A 15,920-nucleotide genomic window follows, 5' to 3' on the forward strand; every position below is an offset into this window, starting at 1 on the left:
GAGCGGATTGCAGCGGCCAAGTACATGCGACGGCGCATTGCCCGGCAATCGGTGATGGTGACGATGGTGGTGTGGGCTGCGAGGCAGTGAGCGTATCGGCTCAGAGACCCCGAGCCTCATGCCTCATAGGTGACGCCTGCAGGCTATGCGACAAGCCGGCCCATGATCTGCGTGACCGCCTGCTGCGGGCTCAGCACGGCGCTGTCGATCACCCAGTGCGGCTCGGTCCAGGCCACGTAATCATGCGCGAGCACGGAGGCCCACCCCGGCACGCGCAATCCGACCACGTCGCTCTGCCGCGATTCCACGCGCTGCCGATGCACGTTGCGATCGCTGCACACTACCTCGATCTCCAGCAAGCGGCTCCGTGTGCGACGCGCTACATCGCGCCACGCTTCACGGGTGACCGGCAATGGGTTCACACAATCGGCGACCACCACGTGACCCAGTTGCAGATTGGCCTCGGCAAGTGCGTAGGCGGTCATGTAGCCGGCTGCTCCGACGTCGTTGGCGAGCGCACCACTTTCGCGTAGTGACTGCTCGATCGTATCGATACGCAAATAAAACGCAGTGCATTGCGTGAGCAGCGCCTGGGCAATGGAACTCTTGCCGACGCCCGGCAATCCGCCGAATACCACCAAGATCGCTGACTGCAGGGTCACTGCGGCCACAGCGCGCGAATCGCCGCGATGCCTTGCGCGCCATGCGAACGGGCTTCGCGCAGGTCGTCGACCTGCATGCCACCGAGTGCGTAGATCGGCAAGGAGACCTGCTCGCGCAGGCGTTCGAACCCATCCCATCCCAAGGGTGTCGCACCCGGATGCGACGCGGTTGCCTGCACCGGGCCCAGCACCGCAAAATCGCAGCCAAGACGCTGGGCGTGGCGCAGGTCTTCCAGCCCGTGACACGAGGCGGCGACCGGCTGCTCGGCCGGCAACGGGCGCTGCTGCAGGCTGGCCAGTTGCTCCGAGCCCAGATGCACGCCGATGCCGAGTTCGCCGGCCAGTGCGATGTCACGGTTGAGCAGCAGTTGCGCGCGCGTACGGCCGCGCAGGCGCATCACCTGCTGCAGCAAGGCCTGCCAGCGCGCCGGTTCGGCCTGCCGCGCACGCAACTGGATGCGCGTGATGCCGTCCTGCAGCGCACGCTCCAGGCCTTCCAGCCACAGCGCGTCATCGTCCGGCTCGGGCGTGATCAGATAGCGGTCGGGCTGGCGCAGCACACCGACCACCGGCACATCGGCCGGCGGCATCGAATAACGAGTCAGCTTGTCGGCGGCCACCCAGGTCATCGCCTGGCCTTCGCGGCCGCGCGGGCTGCCTTTCCATGCGGTGATGTGGCGCACTTCCAGGCGCAGCCGCTTGTCCGGGTACAACTGCGGCACGTCCATCAGCCACTCGCCGACCTGCGCCTCGATACCGAGCTCTTCGTTGAGTTCGCGCACCAGCGCCTGTTCGGAGGTTTCGCCAGGTTCGCGCTTGCCACCCGGAAACTCCCACAGGCCGGGCATGTCGCGGGTTTCGGTACGGCGGGTCAGCAGGATGCGGCCGCGGGCGTCGGTGATCACGCCGGCAACGACGTGGATGGATCTTAGAGAATCAGGCATGGCACAAGAGTGCCGCGAGTGAGCCGTTCAGTGCAATCGCTTGGCGGCGGGGATTGGAGATTCGGGAATCGGGAATCGGGAATCGGGAATCGGTTGAAGCACGCACCATGCCCGCCCTTGCAATTCCCCATTCCCGATTCCCGATTCACGCCTACAGTGGATGCCCGATGCGCCAGAGCACACCGCTGGGATCGTGCAAGGTGAAATCGCGTGCGCCCCACGGCCGATCTTCCGGCGCGCTGCAGGTCACTCCAAACTGCGCATCCAGTTCGGTGTCGTGCACGTGCTGCCACCACCCGTCGGCATCGTCCACCCACAGGTGCAACATCAGGTTTTCGGCCAGTTCGCGCACATAGAAATCCTGCAGCAGGAACGCACAGTGCGCACCGTGCCGAAAGCAGGTCACATTGCCGACCTCGTCTTCCTGCACGAATCCCAGCGCACGATAGAACCGCTGCGACACCGCATAATCGCGCGCAGGCACGAACACTTTCAGTTGCTGGCTCGACAGTTGCGACATGACGCACTCCACGCCGGACGTAGCGGCGAGCATACGCCTTGCCTGGGCAGGCGAGACCAGAACCCAAGAAGAGGCGACTGACGACGCGAGAGCAACATGGCTGGCAGCCTATGCCAGGAGGCATCGTCACGTACCGGTCGGGGTGCTTGAGGGCCGTCCGTGCGCGAGGCTTTGGCGTCGCCCAGAATCGGAACATCAATGGTCGGCAGCGTCTGTGTGGTTGGAAGCGCCGATGGAGATCCAGACTAGCGACCGCTGGCTGAAAACCCGCGCGAAGTCCTGAAATGACGAATGGCTCCTCACGGAGCCATTCGATGTAGGTTAAAAGCAGACCGATGCCGCTTAGAACGCCACCTTCCAGTTCAACTGCGCGCCCACCTCACGCTGACCATCGCCGGCACGTCCCTGTCCGACTAGCGACAGGCGACTGTTGGCGGAGGTGTTGAGGGAGACGCCGAGCTCGGCGATGCCGACATTGCGTGCCAGCGGTACACCGCCAACAGTAAATGTGCTGCTGCCGGCAACGAAGCGTTGCCTGGAATCGGCGCGTAGTTCACCGGCGGCATTCTGCCAGGCCAAGCCAGCTTCCAGGCGTGCACCATCTTGCAGACCGCCACTGATATCCCAAGAAGCTCGCACGCCAGCGGTGGACGTCCACACTTCATCCTTGCTGGCATCAATCGCCAGCGCCGCACTGCCGCCAGCTTCCACTCCCGCGTCAGTGGACAACCGCGTGTAAGCCGCGGCGACGTATGGGGTCAACGTGAGCGTCCCCAGCTCGAAGTCCCAGCCGCCCTCAACAAAAGCCGACACTGCGTCGGCGTCGTAACGACCGTCCAAGCGCTGGGCAATACCGGTTCCCACGCCGACAGTGCGTTCGGTGTCTATCTGGTAGTCCGCATAGCTGGCACCGCCGTCGATCCATACAGCCTCGCCACGATAGCCAGCGTATAGCCCGGCATGCACCGCATCGACGTCGGAGGACGCGTTACGCGCCTGGAGCTGCTGACGTAGCGACTCGGCACCGGCGGCAAGCCCGACCGTCCAACGCTCGCCAAACGACCAGTCCACACCGGCCATCAGGCCGTCGCGATTCTGGCGAGCACGGGCAGCGGAGCCATCACCATCCTGCCGATTGGAAGCGCCGCTGCCGGCGACCCAACCCGATGCACCGCCGTCTTCGGCGATGCTTGAGGTCTGACGCAGGTGCTGGCTGATCCCTTCGCGCAGGAAGCGATCCTCCAATAGCAGTGCCCGATTGCTGGCGTGGACTTCACCCGAGAGGTCATCGAATGCCGCACGGGCAGTATCGGCATCCATGATCAGCAGGCCGTTATAGAGCGCCAGTGCATCACCGGATTGCCGCAGCGTATCCAATGCCGCGGCGGTAGCACGCTGGTTGCCGCTGATTGCGACCGTACCGAACACCAAAGGCGGGGCAATGGGAGCAACCGGGGTGACAGGAGCGATCGGCGGCGCAGGTGTCACCGGCGTAACCGGATCGACCGGGGTGACCGGAGTACCCGGATCGACAGGTGGGGCCGGAGTGACAGGCGGAGTGGTGTCCTTCACCGCGAGGGTCAACTGCACCTGGTTGGCGGTATAGACAACGCTCGGGTCGATAAAGGCAGAGCGCGAGGTCACTTGGTCGAAGCGGCCCTGCACCCCGCCAGCTGCCTCCAGAATCGTATATGTCTGGCCGTTCTGATAACTGACAGACGGGTCCAGCGCAGTCACGCGCAACGCGGCGTCGGCGGTGTTGGTCAAGCCGGAGGTACGGCCCAGATAGGCCGTGCCGCTCACGGCGAGCTGATCGCTCTGGCCGTTGCCGAGCACATCGACGTCATAGAACGAGGTGCCGCTAATCGTGGCGCCCAACCCATTATTTGCAGCAAGGTATAGGTCTCCATCGAAGGTCATCTTGCCGATGCCGTTCTGGCCCGGCGACAAAGTGCCACCGTCGCCAAGAAAGGTGTCCCCGAGCCTGGCGTTACCGGCCAGGATGCCTTCGCCAGCTACCACAGCAATCGAGCTGCGTACAGTCTCGACCGTGCTACCCAGATTGATCTGTTGTTGAAAACCTGACGTACCGTTAAGCACAAGAGTGCCGCCGGACACAAGGATCTCCTGGACAAATGCTCGGCTAGGATCTGTGTAACCCTGACCGGTATAAAGATCCGAGTTAATAATTAGCGTGCCGCCGGTGACATTGATCTCACCGCCGAACGCGGTCAGATTGCCATCCAGACGAGTGTTGCCAGAGAGTTGTAGCAGTTGCCCGCTAACCCACGAATTGCCGCTAGGCACGCTGCTGATGGCGTTCGGCAAGGTGGCATCGCCAGTGTGATTGAACACCAAACCACCGGAGTTCGCCTGCATCAAGATTGGCGATGCAGATAATTGCCCAGGCGCTTCGGCAGCGCGCCAGGCCGGCGCAGTGTTGGCGATCGACCACTGGTCCATGCCCCCACCTAAAGCCAGATAACCTGCGCTGCCCAGCGTAATCCCGCTGCCTCCATCGATGCGGCCGCCGCTGCTCGCGCTGAGCACGCCATACGGTTCAAACACCGTGCCTCCAACGGTAAGGCCGTTGGCTGCTGCGATCGCTGATCCAACACCACTGACACGAACCTGATCGTGCTCAAGCCGGGGCGCAAACGTCGAGGAGTTAAGTCCGCCGGAAATCGATAAGGTATCCGTATTGATGACTGCGCCATCGAGTACCTCAACGTTGGTGAAGGTCCGCATCGCACCACTATTGGTCCAGCTGGAACCAGCACCGGTAAGTGTCGCGTTGGTCCGCGTATTGGCGTAGGAATCCTTGATGGTGGCAGTGGTCGAACGGATCGCCGCACCGCTTTCAACCAGCAGCTCATTGCTGACATCCACGCGAGGGGCTTCGATCGCCGAACCGGCACCGCTGACCACGATACGGCCGGTCTGGCCAAAGTCGTCACTGATGCCGTTCGGGCGCTCAGCGCGCACGTCGGTGGTTGCGCGGAGCACAGCGCCGCCGGACAGGGTCAGACTTCCATCTCCGTTGGAGCCGACCGAGACCGTGTCTGCGTTGATCCTGCCCGTGCCGGTCACGGTCACCACGCCGCTGGAATCGCTCTGTACACCGAGCATCAGCTCTGCGGTATTGAGCTCACCGCCATCGGCCACGTTCACGGTGCCATTGCTGGTGCCGTTGTTGGTAAGGTTGATGAGGGTGCCGCCCAGATGCACACCGCGGTCTGCGTTGACCGTGCCGCCGTTGCCGACGTTGAGAGTGCCGTCGCGGACCATGCCGACCAACAAGAAATTGTCGGTGATGGCCAGAGTACCGCCGTTGCTGACATTGACCGTACCGGCGCCATTGGTGCTGTGACCAAGGCTCATGCCGTAGTCATTGACCACTGAGTAGGGCCGTGTTGTCGTGACGGTGCCGCCGTTGGTGATCTCCATGATGCCGGTGCCGCCGCGGCCGACGATGATATTGCGGGCGGTAAGTGCCGAGCCAGCACCAGTGACCAGCACATTGCCGGTACTGCCCTGCTGGTTGCCCAAGGTCATCAAGCCCGCCGTGGTGGCCTGACTGCCGTCCTGCAGGGTCATGTTGCCGATGCCGGCATCGCCCACGAGCAGGTCCCAGAATCCGCTATTGATGGCAAGGCGTGCCCCCGGGCCGGTGAGGCGCAGGGTGCCATTGCCGGCTGCGGTGCTGCCGAGAGAGATATCCTCCTCGGAAGTAACTACAGCGGTGCCGCTGACATCGACGACAACGGTGCCGTTTGGGCCAACGCGAAAGCCCTCGGCATATACACGCGAGCTGGTGATGGTGTCATCGCTGTTGAAATCGAATACGGCGGCAAACCCGGAAGGCGCTGCAACCAGGCCGAGCGCAGCCAGCATCGCCGCAGTCAGCGGCGAACGATGGCTGACGCTGCCGGTGGCGCGGGCAGAGGAACCGTGAGACGTGGCCAATTCAGATGCAACCTGCATCGAGCCGGTGGCGCGGTTACGCACCAGGCGATAGATCCTGTTCATGAAGCTCCATTTTGTAGATTGATCAAGGACACGATGACGCCGCATTGCACGGATTTTCGTCGTGAGCTGAGACCCGGCGTCGTGCAGGCAACGCGGCTCACAAAGGTAAATGGTCATCGCGCCACGACCTAGGCCGACTGACCCGGTGCAGCGTGGGGATGCGCCTGACGGCAGTGTGGGGTTTTTCCTAGCAATGCATATCTGATATGCAGGCCATCTGCAGGGCCGCGTGGCGTTCGATGAGGCGTTCGTTAAGACCGTGCGCGCCCCAGGAGTGACAGCGAAAAAAAGCCCCGCACTAGGCGGGGCTTTTCAATCAATGCAGCTCAGCTCAGCTGAGCTGACCGTGGCAATGCTTGTACTTCTTGCCGCTGCCGCAGGGGCATGGGTCGTTGCGGCCGACCTTGGGTTCGTCGCGGGTGACCTGCGAGACCGGCACCGGGGCGTTGGCGCCCTGCATCTGTTCCACTTCTTCGTCGGCACCATAGCCGCCGGCATCCTGGTGCTGGAACTGCGAAGCCATCAGGCGGGCTTCGGCCTGGCGACGCTCCTGCTCTTCCAGTTCGGCCACTTCGTCTTCGCTGCGGATACGCACGCGTGCCAGCAGGTTGATCACCTCGCGCTTGACGTTCTCCAGCATTTCGGAGAACAGCTCGAAGGCTTCCTTCTTGTATTCCTGCTTGGGCTGCTTCTGCGCGTAACCACGCAGGTAGATGCCCTGGCGCAGGTAATCCATCTTGGCCAGATGCTCCTTCCAGCCCTGGTCGAGCACGGTCAGCATCACGTGCTTTTCCAGTGCGCGCATGGTGTCGTTGCCCACGGCCGCTTCCTTCTCGGCAAAGTGCGCGTCCACCGCTGCCTGCACCTTGGCGGCAATCTGTTCGGCGTCCAGTTCTTCCTGGGTGCGTGCCATTTCGCGCAGCGCAAGCGGCATGCCCAGTTCCGATTCCAGCGTGGCTTCCAGGCCCTGCAGGTCCCACTGTTCGTCCACCGAGTTGGGCGGCACGAAGCGTGCGACCAGGTCGTAGATCACATCGCCGCGGATGCCGTCGACGTTGTCCTTGACCGATTCGGCATCCAGCAACTCGTCGCGCTGGGCGTAGATCACCTTGCGCTGGTCGTTGTTGACGTCGTCGAAATCCAGCAGGTTCTTGCGGATGTCGAAGTTGTGCGCTTCCACCTTGCGCTGCGCCTTTTCGATCTGCCGGCTGACCAGGCGATCTTCGATGACGTCGTCTTCCTTCATGCCCATCATGCGCATCGCCTTCTGCACCCAGTCCGAGGCGAAGATGCGCATCAGGTTGTCTTCCAGCGACAGATAGAAGCGCGACGACCCCGGGTCGCCCTGACGACCGGCACGGCCGCGCAGCTGGTTGTCGATACGGCGCGATTCGTGGCGCTCGGTCCCGATGATGTGCAGGCCGCCGGCCGCCTTGACCGCGTCGTGCCGACGTTGCCATTCGGTCTTGACCTGGAAGCGCGCTTCTTCGGTCGCCTCCTCGCCGAGTGCGTGGTATTCGGACTCGAGCGACCCACCCAGCACGATGTCGGTACCGCGACCGGCCATGTTGGTGGCAATGGTCACCGCGCCCGGCTGGCCGGCGTTGGCCACGATGGTGGCTTCGCGCTCATGCTGCTTGGCGTTGAGCACTTCGTGCTTCACGCCTGCCTTGCGCAGGTGCTCGGAGAGCATCTCCGAGGTTTCGATCGAGGTGGTACCCACCAGCACCGGCTGGCCACGCTTGGCGCAGTCTTCGATATCGGCCAGCACCGCATTGAACTTGCCCTTGCGGTTGAGGAACACCTGGTCCGGATGATCCTTGCGCACGGTCGGGCGGTTGGTCGGGATCACCACCACTTCCAGGCCGTAGATGCTTTGGAATTCGTAGGCTTCGGTATCGGCCGTACCGGTCATGCCGGACAGCTTCTTGTACATGCGGAACAGGTTCTGGAAGGTGATGCTGGCCAGCGTCTGGTTCTCGCGCTGGACCGGCACGCCTTCCTTGGCCTCGACCGCCTGGTGCAGGCCGTCGGACCAGCGCCGCCCGGACAGGGTACGGCCGGTGAACTCGTCGACGATGACCACTTCGCCATCGCGCACGATGTAGTCCACATCGCGCTGATAGATCGCATGCGCACGCAGCGCGGCGTTGAGGTGGTGCACCACGCTCAGGTTCTGCGCGGCATACAGGCCGTCTTCGGCATTTTCCAGGATGCCGGCCTGCATCAGCAGTTCTTCGGCGTGGCCCATGCCCGCCTCGGACAGATGCACCTGCTTGCCCTTCTCGTCGATCCAGTAATCGCCCTCGCCTTCCTCGCTTTCCTGCTTGGTCAGCTGCGGCACGATGCGGTTGACGCGGATGTACAGCTCCGGCGACTCGTCGGCCGGGCCGGAAATGATCAGCGGGGTGCGCGCTTCGTCGATCAGGATCGAGTCGACTTCGTCGACGATGGCGTAATGCAGGTTGCGCTGGTAACGGTCGGCCCGCGACAGCGCCATGTTGTCGCGCAGGTAGTCGAAGCCGAACTCGTTATTGGTGCCGTAGGTGATGTCGGCAGCGTAGGCGGCATGCTTGTCGCTATGCGGCATGCCCGGATACACCACGCCCACGCTCAGGCCCAGCCAGTTGTACAACTTGCCCATCTGCGCGGAGTCGCGACGCGCCAGGTAGTCGTTGACCGTGACCACGTGCACGCCCTCGCCCTGCAGCGCGTTGAGGTACACCGGCAGGGTCGCCACCAGGGTCTTGCCTTCGCCGGTGCGCATCTCGGCGATCTTGCCCAGGTGCAGCACCATGCCGCCGATCAGCTGCACATCGTAATGGCGCATGCCCAGCACGCGGCGGCTGGCCTCGCGGCACACCGCAAAGGCTTCGGGCAGGATCTTGTCCAGGGACTCGCCGGCGGCAAGCCGCTGCTTGAACTCCGGGGTCTTGGCTTGCAGCTCGGCGTCGGAGAGCTTCTCGATCGTCGGCTCCAGCGCATTGATCTGGGTGACGAGGCGGTTGAGCTGGCGCAGCTGGCGTTCGTTACGACTGCCAAAGACACGGGTAAGCAGACTGTTGATCATTGAAGAAACCGGTTGAAAAGGAACGGTTTGACCGACGCCGGTCCCCAAGACCCGACCGCCGTAAACGAAACAGGGCGCACTGCGCCCTGTCATGGCAACACCCTATTGTAGCTTGGGGCGAGCCTTCACGAATCAAGCAGCTCCGCGGGAGCCTGCCATGCCTTCGTCAACCGCGCCCTCGGCGCCCCACCGGCGTGTTGGTGTCGCCCAGGAACTTGCGCGGATTGACCACGCGCCCGTCCGCCCAGACCTCGAAATGCACGTGTGCGCCGGTGGACCGGCCGCTGGAACCGGCCCTGGCCACCTGCTGGCCGGCACGGACCAGGTCGCCCACCTTCACCACCAGCCGCGAGTTGTGGGCATAGCGGGTCACGTAGCCGTTGCCGTGGTCCACCTCGACCACATTGCCGTAACCGCCGCGCACGCCGGCATAGCTGACCACGCCGTCGGCGACCGACATCACCGGGTCGCCCACGTTGGCATGGAAATCCACACCCTTGTGGAAGGCCGAGCCGCCATCGAACGGGTCGGCGCGGCCGCCAAAACCGGAGGTGATGTAGGTGTTGCGGATCGGCATCCGCGACGGCACCGCGTTCTGCTCGAGCTGATGATCGAACATCAGCGAGGCCAGCACGTTCAGTTGCTGCCCGGAGGCGGAAAACTGCTGTTCGACCTGGCCCAACGTCTCGGTGAGCTCCTTCACCGGCATGTCGCTGACCGGCTCGTCGCCGCCACCGACGCCGACCGGCTCGTCGAAGTCGAACTCGCCGTCCTTCAGCTTGCCCATTTCGGTCAACCGCTCACCCAGTGCATTGAGGCGGGTAGCCTGCGCCTGCAGCTCGCCCATGCGGGCCGCCAGCGCGTTGACCTGCGCCTGCGAGGCGCGCTGCGCCTGGGCCAGCTCGACCTGCTGCTGCGCGACCTTGGCCTGCAGCGCGGAATTGGTCACCATGCCGGTCGCGGTACTCGCGCCGACGCCCATCAGCATGCCCAGGCCCAGTACCGCGCCCAGGACGAGCATCGGCCGATCTGCGGCAAAGCCCTGGATCTGCCGGGTCAATCGTTCTGCCCGTGTCTGACGGGATTTGATTACAACTTTTTTCAACGCCATATGAGTGTCATGTCCAAGCCCAAGTCCAACGCACGCAACCCCTCCACACCACAACCGGCCATCGAGGCCGCGCTGGGGGAAAAGGCTGGCGACCCGTTGCGCCGGGCCTTGTGGCTCGATGCGCTGGACCGGCAGTTGCGTCCCCTGTTACCGCCCCATCTGGCCAGCCGTTGCCGGTTGGCCAATGTCCGAGGCGAACAGCTCGTTTTTCTGGTTGATTCACCGATCTGGCATGCCAAGGTGCGGCTTGCCGAGACCCAACTCCTTGATGCCGCCCGATCCCTCGGATTGAAGGCCACCGCAGTGACCGTCAAGACAGCAAGCACTCCGCTGCATTCCCCAATACAGCAGAACCGCAACCGTCCACGGCCGGTATCCGAAGCCACGCACAAAGGTCTGCGCGAAGCGCTGGCGTCCTTGCAGGACGTCTTACCGACCAAGCGGTGACGTCCTGGCCGCCTTCTCGAAGCGACCACCCGTGCGTGAAAAGACTGCGAAGACCACGCACGACTCGACGCATCCTAGCGGGCGTGGAGGCCGCAGGAGTTAGAGAAGTCTTAAATAAAGGTTAAGAGCCGGCCTGAAATCCGACAGAGTTCACACTTTGAATGCCGATTGCGGCATTCCCTGACACAAACGCTGCCGAATACTCGGGTGCGTCAGGGTAGATGGCACGCGTGACACGACCAGCGGATGCCGGGCGCTGCAACGCTGGGCCTTGGCCGCGCCCGTCGCCCGCTGCGCGGGGTTCGATCAGCGCCTTCAGGCGTAGACAGGGCTGGCGTAGGTGACCGGCGGCTGCTGGGACCCTTGCGGGTAACTCACCCATTCCCAGGCAGCCTGATCCGCCAGCAGGGCGCGCACCAGCTTGTTGTTGAGCGCGTGGCCGGACTTGAAGCCCTCATAGGCGCCCAGGATGGCGCCGCCAGCCAGATACAGGTCGCCAATGGCGTCCAGGATCTTGTGGCGGACGAATTCGTTGGTGTAGCGCAGGCCATCCTCGTTGAGCACGCGGAACTCGTCCAGCACGATGGCGTTGTCCATCGAGCCGCCCAGGCCCAGGTTGCGCTCGCGCATGTACTCCAGGTCGCGCATGAAGCCGAAGGTACGGGCGCGCGAGATTTCCTTGACGTAGGCCGAGGTGGAGAACTCGATTTCCTGGCGTGACTGCTTGGCCGGGATCATCGGGTGGTTGAATTCGATGGTGAAGCCCAGCTTGTAGCCGTCATACGGCTCGAAGCGCGCGACCTTGTCGCCCTCGCGCACTTCCACCGGCTGTTTGATGCGGATGAAACGCTTGGGCTTGTCCTGCTCGACGATGCCTGCCGACTGCAGCAGGAACACGAACGGGCCGGACGAGCCATCCATGATCGGCAACTCGGCCGACGACAGTTCGACGATGACATTGTCCACGCCCAGCCCGGCCAGCGCCGACATCAGGTGCTCGACGGTCTGGATCTTGGCGCCGTTGCAGGTCAGACCGGTACACAGCGTGGTCTCGGTGACCAGCTCCGCATCGGCCGGCACTTCGACCACCGGTTCCAGGTCCACACGTCGGAACACCACGCCATGGTCGACCGGGGCCGGTCGCAGCGTCATATAGACCTTGTCGCCGCTGTGGAGGCCGACGCCGGTGGCGCGAATGGTGTTCTTGAGGGTGCGTTGCTGGGTCATATGCGAAGTCTGGGGGAACAATGCAGACAGACGCTGAACCGGCTGTCTAATCCGGTGAGGTTATCCGAATTTTAACAAGTTGCGCGTGACGGGCGCTGTAATCCTGCGGTCACGCCAGTGCAAAAGCTGCCGGACCGTCACCGATCCGGCAGAAAGGACATGGCATTACAGCCCCGAGGCAACCCCCGGGTGGGACGGGCGACGCCGCCGTGGCGGCGCCGCCGGCGCCCCTCAGTCGGCCTGGCGGCGCAGGAACGCCGGAATGTCCAGGTAATCGTTGGGCAGGTCTGCGGCCGGCGGTGCGGAATTGCCGGTGCTGTGGCTGCTGCCGACCGAATCGCTGCTCGGACGACGCAGGCCCAGACCCATGCTGCCGCCGACGGCCTTGGACACCGCATCGCCGCTGGAGGCGTCGAAGTCGCCGAACTCCGGCTGGCCGGTGGTGGCGTTGCGCACCAGCTTGATCGGGGCGCGCTGGTCCGGACGCTGGGTCTGACGGGCAACCGCACGGTTCAGGCCGGTGGCGACCACGGTCACGCGCACTTCGTCCTGCATGTCCGGGTCGAGCACGGTGCCCACGACCACGGTCGCATCTTCGGAAGCGAACGCTTCGATGGTGCGGCCGATCTCGTCGAACTCGGACATGGTGAAATCCGGGCCGGCGGTGATGTTCACCAGGATGCCGTTGGCACCGGCCAGGTTCACATCGTCCAGCAGCGGGTTCTGGATGGCGGCTTCGGCGGCGGCCTGCGCGCGGTCATCGCCACGTGCCGAGCCGGTGCCCATCATGGCCAGACCCATTTCCGACATCACGGTGCGCACGTCGGCGAAGTCGACGTTGATCAGGCCCGGACGCACGATCAGGTCGGCGATGCCCTGCACGGCACCCTGCAGCACGTCGTTGGCGGCACGGAACGCCTGGATCATGGTGGCGTTGCGGCCCAGCACGGTGATCAGCTTTTCATTGGGGATGGTGATCAGCGAATCGCAATGCTGGCTCAACTCTTCGATGCCCTTCAGCGCAACCTGCATGCGGCGACGGCCTTCGAACGGGAACGGCTTGGTGACCACGGCCACGGTCAGGATGCCCATTTCCTTGGCCAGCTGTGCGACGACCGGTGCCGCACCGGTGCCGGTACCGCCGCCCATGCCGGCGGTGATGAAGACCATGTCCGCACCCTGCAGCGCGTCCATGATGCGCTCGCGGTCTTCCAGCGCGGCCTGACGGCCGACCTCCGGATTGGCGCCCGCACCCAGGCCCTTGGTGACGTTGGTGCCGAGCTGCAGCTGCAACTTGGCCCCGCAGTTCTTGATCGCCTGCGAGTCGGTGTTGGCGGTGATGAATTCCACGCCATCGACATTGGTGTTGACCATGTGCGCGACGGCATTGCCGCCACCGCCGCCGACGCCAACGACCTTGATGACCGCGTTGGGAGCCATTTTTTCAATCAGTTCGAAATGTGCCATGTCAGTGTCCTCTTGAGCCGGAATTGGGGGGTGGGGATCGGGGATTCGCAACAGCGTTGGTCCCTGCCCACTCCGCATCACGGCGAGTGTTGTTGTTTGAAAGTCGGGCCTCGGTTGCGCGGTCATCGATGCGCTATGCGCTCAACGACTCACCACACCTGCTCCTCGACGCAATGCCTGCAAAAAAGTTTACCGCCTACCTGCTCGCCGCTCTCTACTTATCTTCGCCGCCGCCCTGCTTTTCTTTCGCTCTTTCCAATCCCGAATCTCAAATCCCGAATCCCGGCCCTCAAAATTCGCCGCGATACCAGTTCTTCAATTTCTTGAACAAGCTGCCCGCGCGCCCGGTCGGGATCGACGGACGGCGCGGATGTTCGATCTGGCTGCCCATCAGCAGCAGGCCCACGCCGGAAGCGTGCACCGGGTTGCCGACGACTTCGCCCAGGCCGGTGACGTGCTGCGGAATGCCCACACGCACCGGCATCTGCAGCATTTCTTCGGCCAGCTCGACCACGCCTTCCATCTTCGAGGCGCCGCCGGTGAGCACCATGCCGGCGCGCACCATTTCTTCAAAACCCGAACGGCGCAGTTCGGCCTGCACCATCTCGAAGATTTCTTCGTACCGGCCTTGCACCGCCTGCGCCAGCGCATGCCGTGGCATGCGGCGCGGCGGGCGGTCGCCCACCGACGGCACCTGGATGCTTTCTTCGGCGGTGGCCAGCTGCGCCAGAGCGCAGGCATAGCGCACCTTGATCTGTTCGGCTTCCGGTGTGGGCGTGCGCAGCATGTGCGCGATGTCGTTGGTGACGTGGTCGCCGGCGATCGGCAGCGAGGCGGTGTGGCAGATCGCGCCTTGCACGTACACCGCCAGATCGGTGGTGCCGGCGCCGATGTCCACCAGCACCACGCCCAGCTCGCGCTCGTCGGCGGTCAGCACGGCCACCGAGGAGGCCAACGACGACAGCACCAGATCGTCCACCTGCAGGCCGCACTTCTGCACGCACTTGGTGATGTTGGCCGCGGCCGACTGCGCGCACACCACCAGGTGCGCGTGCACCTCCAGGCGCACGCCGGTCATGCCGACCGGGTTGCGGATGCCTTCCTGCGAATCGTCCAGCACGTACTCGCGTGGAATCGCATGCAGGATGCGCTGATCGGCCGGAATGGCCACGGCCTTGGCCGCATCGAGCACGCGTTCCAGATCGCTCCAGGTCACTTCGCCATCGCGGATCGGCACGATGCCGGGCGAGTTCTTGCACTGCACGTGGTTGCCGGAGATCGAGGCATACACCGAGCGGATTTCACAGCCGGCCATCAGCTCGGCTTCTTCCACCGCACGCTGGATCGACTGCACGGTGGATTCGATATCCACCACCACGCCGCGCTTGAGACCGCGCGATTCATGCGAACCGATGCCGATCACTTCGATCGGATTGCCGGGCGAATACTCGCCGACCAGCGCAACGACCTTGGAGGTGCCGATGTCCAGTCCAACGATGAGGGATTTGTCGCCTTTGCGGTTCATGTCTTAAAGCCGGGATTCGGGATTCGGGATACGGGATTGGGGAAACGCGGAAATGCCAGGGCGACGGGAGGTACGGAAGGTGTTGCGCGATGCCGGGGCTGCGCTTTTTCCAATCCCGAATCCCCACTCTCTAATCCCTGCCTTTCGACCGTGAAGCCATTGGTGTAGCGCAGGTCGGCGCGAGCGATCGGGCGCTGCGGGTCGGCCAGCTGCGGCAGCACGCGCGCGAAGCGTTGCAGGCGGGCACGGGCATCGTCGCGGCCGATCACGATCTGCACGCCGTTGCTCAAGCCCAGCGACCAGCTGCCGCGCGCATCCATTTCAAGACGCTCCACATCCAGCCCGGTCGGTGCGAACAACGCGCGCGACTCGTTGTAGAGCGCCACCACGTCCTGGGTCTTGCTGTCCGGGCCACCGAGTTGCGGCAACTTGAAATCCTTCAACAGCGGCGGGGTGCGGAACAAGCGGCCCTGCTCGGACAACATGCGGTCGGTGCCCCAGCGCGCGAACGGCTTGTGCTCGGTCACATGCACTTCCAGCACGTCCGGCCAACGCTTGCGCACCTGCGCACTTTCCACCCACGGCAAGCGCGCGATGGCGTCTTGCGCACTCTGCAACTTCACCGCGAAAAAGCCCGCGCGCGCATATGGCAGGACCACCGCACGCAACTGCTCGGCCGGCACCCGCTTGAAATCGCCCGACACCCGCAATCGCGCCAGCGGCCAGCGCTCGGCGCCGACCCAGCCATTGAGCACGGCCACCACCGGCAAGGCGACCAGCGCCACTGCGAGCAACCACGCCAGGATGCGCAGGGTGGCGTTCATGGGTGTGCTCCGCACACGGGATTCGGCATTGGGGATTGGGGATTCGTCATGGCAACGGCGACAGCAACAACGCGCATGGCGCCGCCGTTCACCA

Annotated in this window: 11 protein-coding genes; 1 reads left to right on the plus strand and 10 read right to left on the minus strand. The window is 64.0% G+C overall.

The genetic code is table 11. The features are described 5' to 3' along the window. Positions 1-143 precede the first annotated feature (143 nt). The 6 genes from OZ10_RS10255 to OZ10_RS10280 all read right to left on the minus strand — a co-directional run bounded on the left by OZ10_RS10255 (position 144) and on the right by OZ10_RS10280 (position 10,336). The gene (locus OZ10_RS10255) at positions 144-656 is read right to left on the minus strand and encodes a P-loop nucleotide/nucleoside kinase family protein (protein WP_039515898.1); all 513 of its coding nucleotides are present in this window, start codon (positions 654-656) and stop codon (positions 144-146) included. A gap of 2 nt (positions 657-658) precedes the next feature. Further along, complete coding sequence (locus OZ10_RS10260) at positions 659-1,606, minus strand: Nudix family hydrolase (RefSeq protein ID WP_039564737.1); 948 nt, start codon at positions 1,604-1,606, stop codon at positions 659-661. Positions 1,607-1,757: 151 nt separating this feature from the next. Next, positions 1,758-2,126, minus strand: coding sequence for a VOC family protein (locus OZ10_RS10265; RefSeq protein WP_039564739.1), 369 nt, complete (start codon positions 2,124-2,126; stop codon positions 1,758-1,760). Positions 2,127-2,468: 342 nt separating this feature from the next. Continuing rightward, the gene (locus OZ10_RS10270) at positions 2,469-6,155 is read right to left on the minus strand and encodes an autotransporter domain-containing protein (protein WP_236726971.1); all 3,687 of its coding nucleotides are present in this window, start codon (positions 6,153-6,155) and stop codon (positions 2,469-2,471) included. A gap of 331 nt (positions 6,156-6,486) precedes the next feature. Then, the gene (gene secA, locus OZ10_RS10275) at positions 6,487-9,225 is read right to left on the minus strand and encodes a preprotein translocase subunit SecA (RefSeq protein WP_039404154.1); all 2,739 of its coding nucleotides are present in this window, start codon (positions 9,223-9,225) and stop codon (positions 6,487-6,489) included. Between the two features lie 166 nt (positions 9,226-9,391). After that, entirely contained in the window at positions 9,392-10,336 is a 945-nt protein-coding gene (locus OZ10_RS10280) for a M23 family metallopeptidase (RefSeq protein ID WP_039564741.1), read from the minus strand. Between OZ10_RS10280 and OZ10_RS10285 the strand changes: the two genes are divergently transcribed. Then, positions 10,337-10,783 carry a DciA family protein gene (locus tag OZ10_RS10285; protein WP_081419434.1) on the plus strand — a complete coding sequence of 149 codons (447 nt, stop codon included), beginning with the start codon at positions 10,337-10,339 and terminating at the stop codon, positions 10,781-10,783. 315 nt (positions 10,784-11,098) lie between these two features. Here OZ10_RS10285 and lpxC read toward each other — a convergent pair whose 3' ends face one another. The 4 genes from lpxC to OZ10_RS10305 form a co-directional block, all read right to left on the minus strand. After that, a complete protein-coding gene (gene lpxC, locus OZ10_RS10290; RefSeq protein ID WP_039404158.1) occupies positions 11,099-12,010 on the minus strand; it encodes a UDP-3-O-acyl-N-acetylglucosamine deacetylase in 912 nt (303 codons plus the stop codon). Positions 12,011-12,241: 231 nt separating this feature from the next. Next, entirely contained in the window at positions 12,242-13,477 is a 1,236-nt protein-coding gene (ftsZ, locus tag OZ10_RS10295) for a cell division protein FtsZ (protein ID WP_039404161.1), read from the minus strand. A gap of 289 nt (positions 13,478-13,766) precedes the next feature. After that, a complete protein-coding gene (ftsA, locus tag OZ10_RS10300; RefSeq protein ID WP_003485272.1) occupies positions 13,767-15,002 on the minus strand; it encodes a cell division protein FtsA in 1,236 nt (411 codons plus the stop codon). Continuing rightward, positions 14,999-15,826, minus strand: coding sequence for a cell division protein FtsQ/DivIB (locus OZ10_RS10305; protein WP_039564743.1), 828 nt, complete (start codon positions 15,824-15,826; stop codon positions 14,999-15,001). Before OZ10_RS10305 ends, ftsA begins: the two co-directional genes overlap by 4 nt. Positions 15,827-15,920: the final 94 nt, after the last annotated feature.

It is taken from the genome of Xanthomonas cannabis pv. cannabis (genome assembly GCF_000802365.1).
GTDB lineage: Bacteria > Pseudomonadota > Gammaproteobacteria > Xanthomonadales > Xanthomonadaceae > Xanthomonas > Xanthomonas cannabis.

Coding starts and splice junctions, on each gene's coding strand:
- OZ10_RS10260 (WP_039564737.1), bottom strand. CDS start 1,606: ATGCCTGATTCTCTAAGATCCATCCACGTCGTTGCCGGCGTGATCACC.
- OZ10_RS10265 (WP_039564739.1), bottom strand. CDS start 2,126: ATGTCGCAACTGTCGAGCCAGCAACTGAAAGTGTTCGTGCCTGCGCGC.
- OZ10_RS10270 (WP_236726971.1), bottom strand. CDS start 6,155: ATGAACAGGATCTATCGCCTGGTGCGTAACCGCGCCACCGGCTCGATG.
- secA (WP_039404154.1), bottom strand. CDS start 9,225: ATGATCAACAGTCTGCTTACCCGTGTCTTTGGCAGTCGTAACGAACGC.
- OZ10_RS10280 (WP_039564741.1), bottom strand. CDS start 10,336: ATGGCGTTGAAAAAAGTTGTAATCAAATCCCGTCAGACACGGGCAGAA.
- OZ10_RS10285 (WP_081419434.1), top strand. CDS start 10,337: ATGAGTGTCATGTCCAAGCCCAAGTCCAACGCACGCAACCCCTCCACA.
- lpxC (WP_039404158.1), bottom strand. CDS start 12,010: ATGACCCAGCAACGCACCCTCAAGAACACCATTCGCGCCACCGGCGTC.
- ftsZ (WP_039404161.1), bottom strand. CDS start 13,477: ATGGCACATTTCGAACTGATTGAAAAAATGGCTCCCAACGCGGTCATC.
- ftsA (WP_003485272.1), bottom strand. CDS start 15,002: ATGAACCGCAAAGGCGACAAATCCCTCATCGTTGGACTGGACATCGGC.
- OZ10_RS10305 (WP_039564743.1), bottom strand. CDS start 15,826: ATGAACGCCACCCTGCGCATCCTGGCGTGGTTGCTCGCAGTGGCGCTG.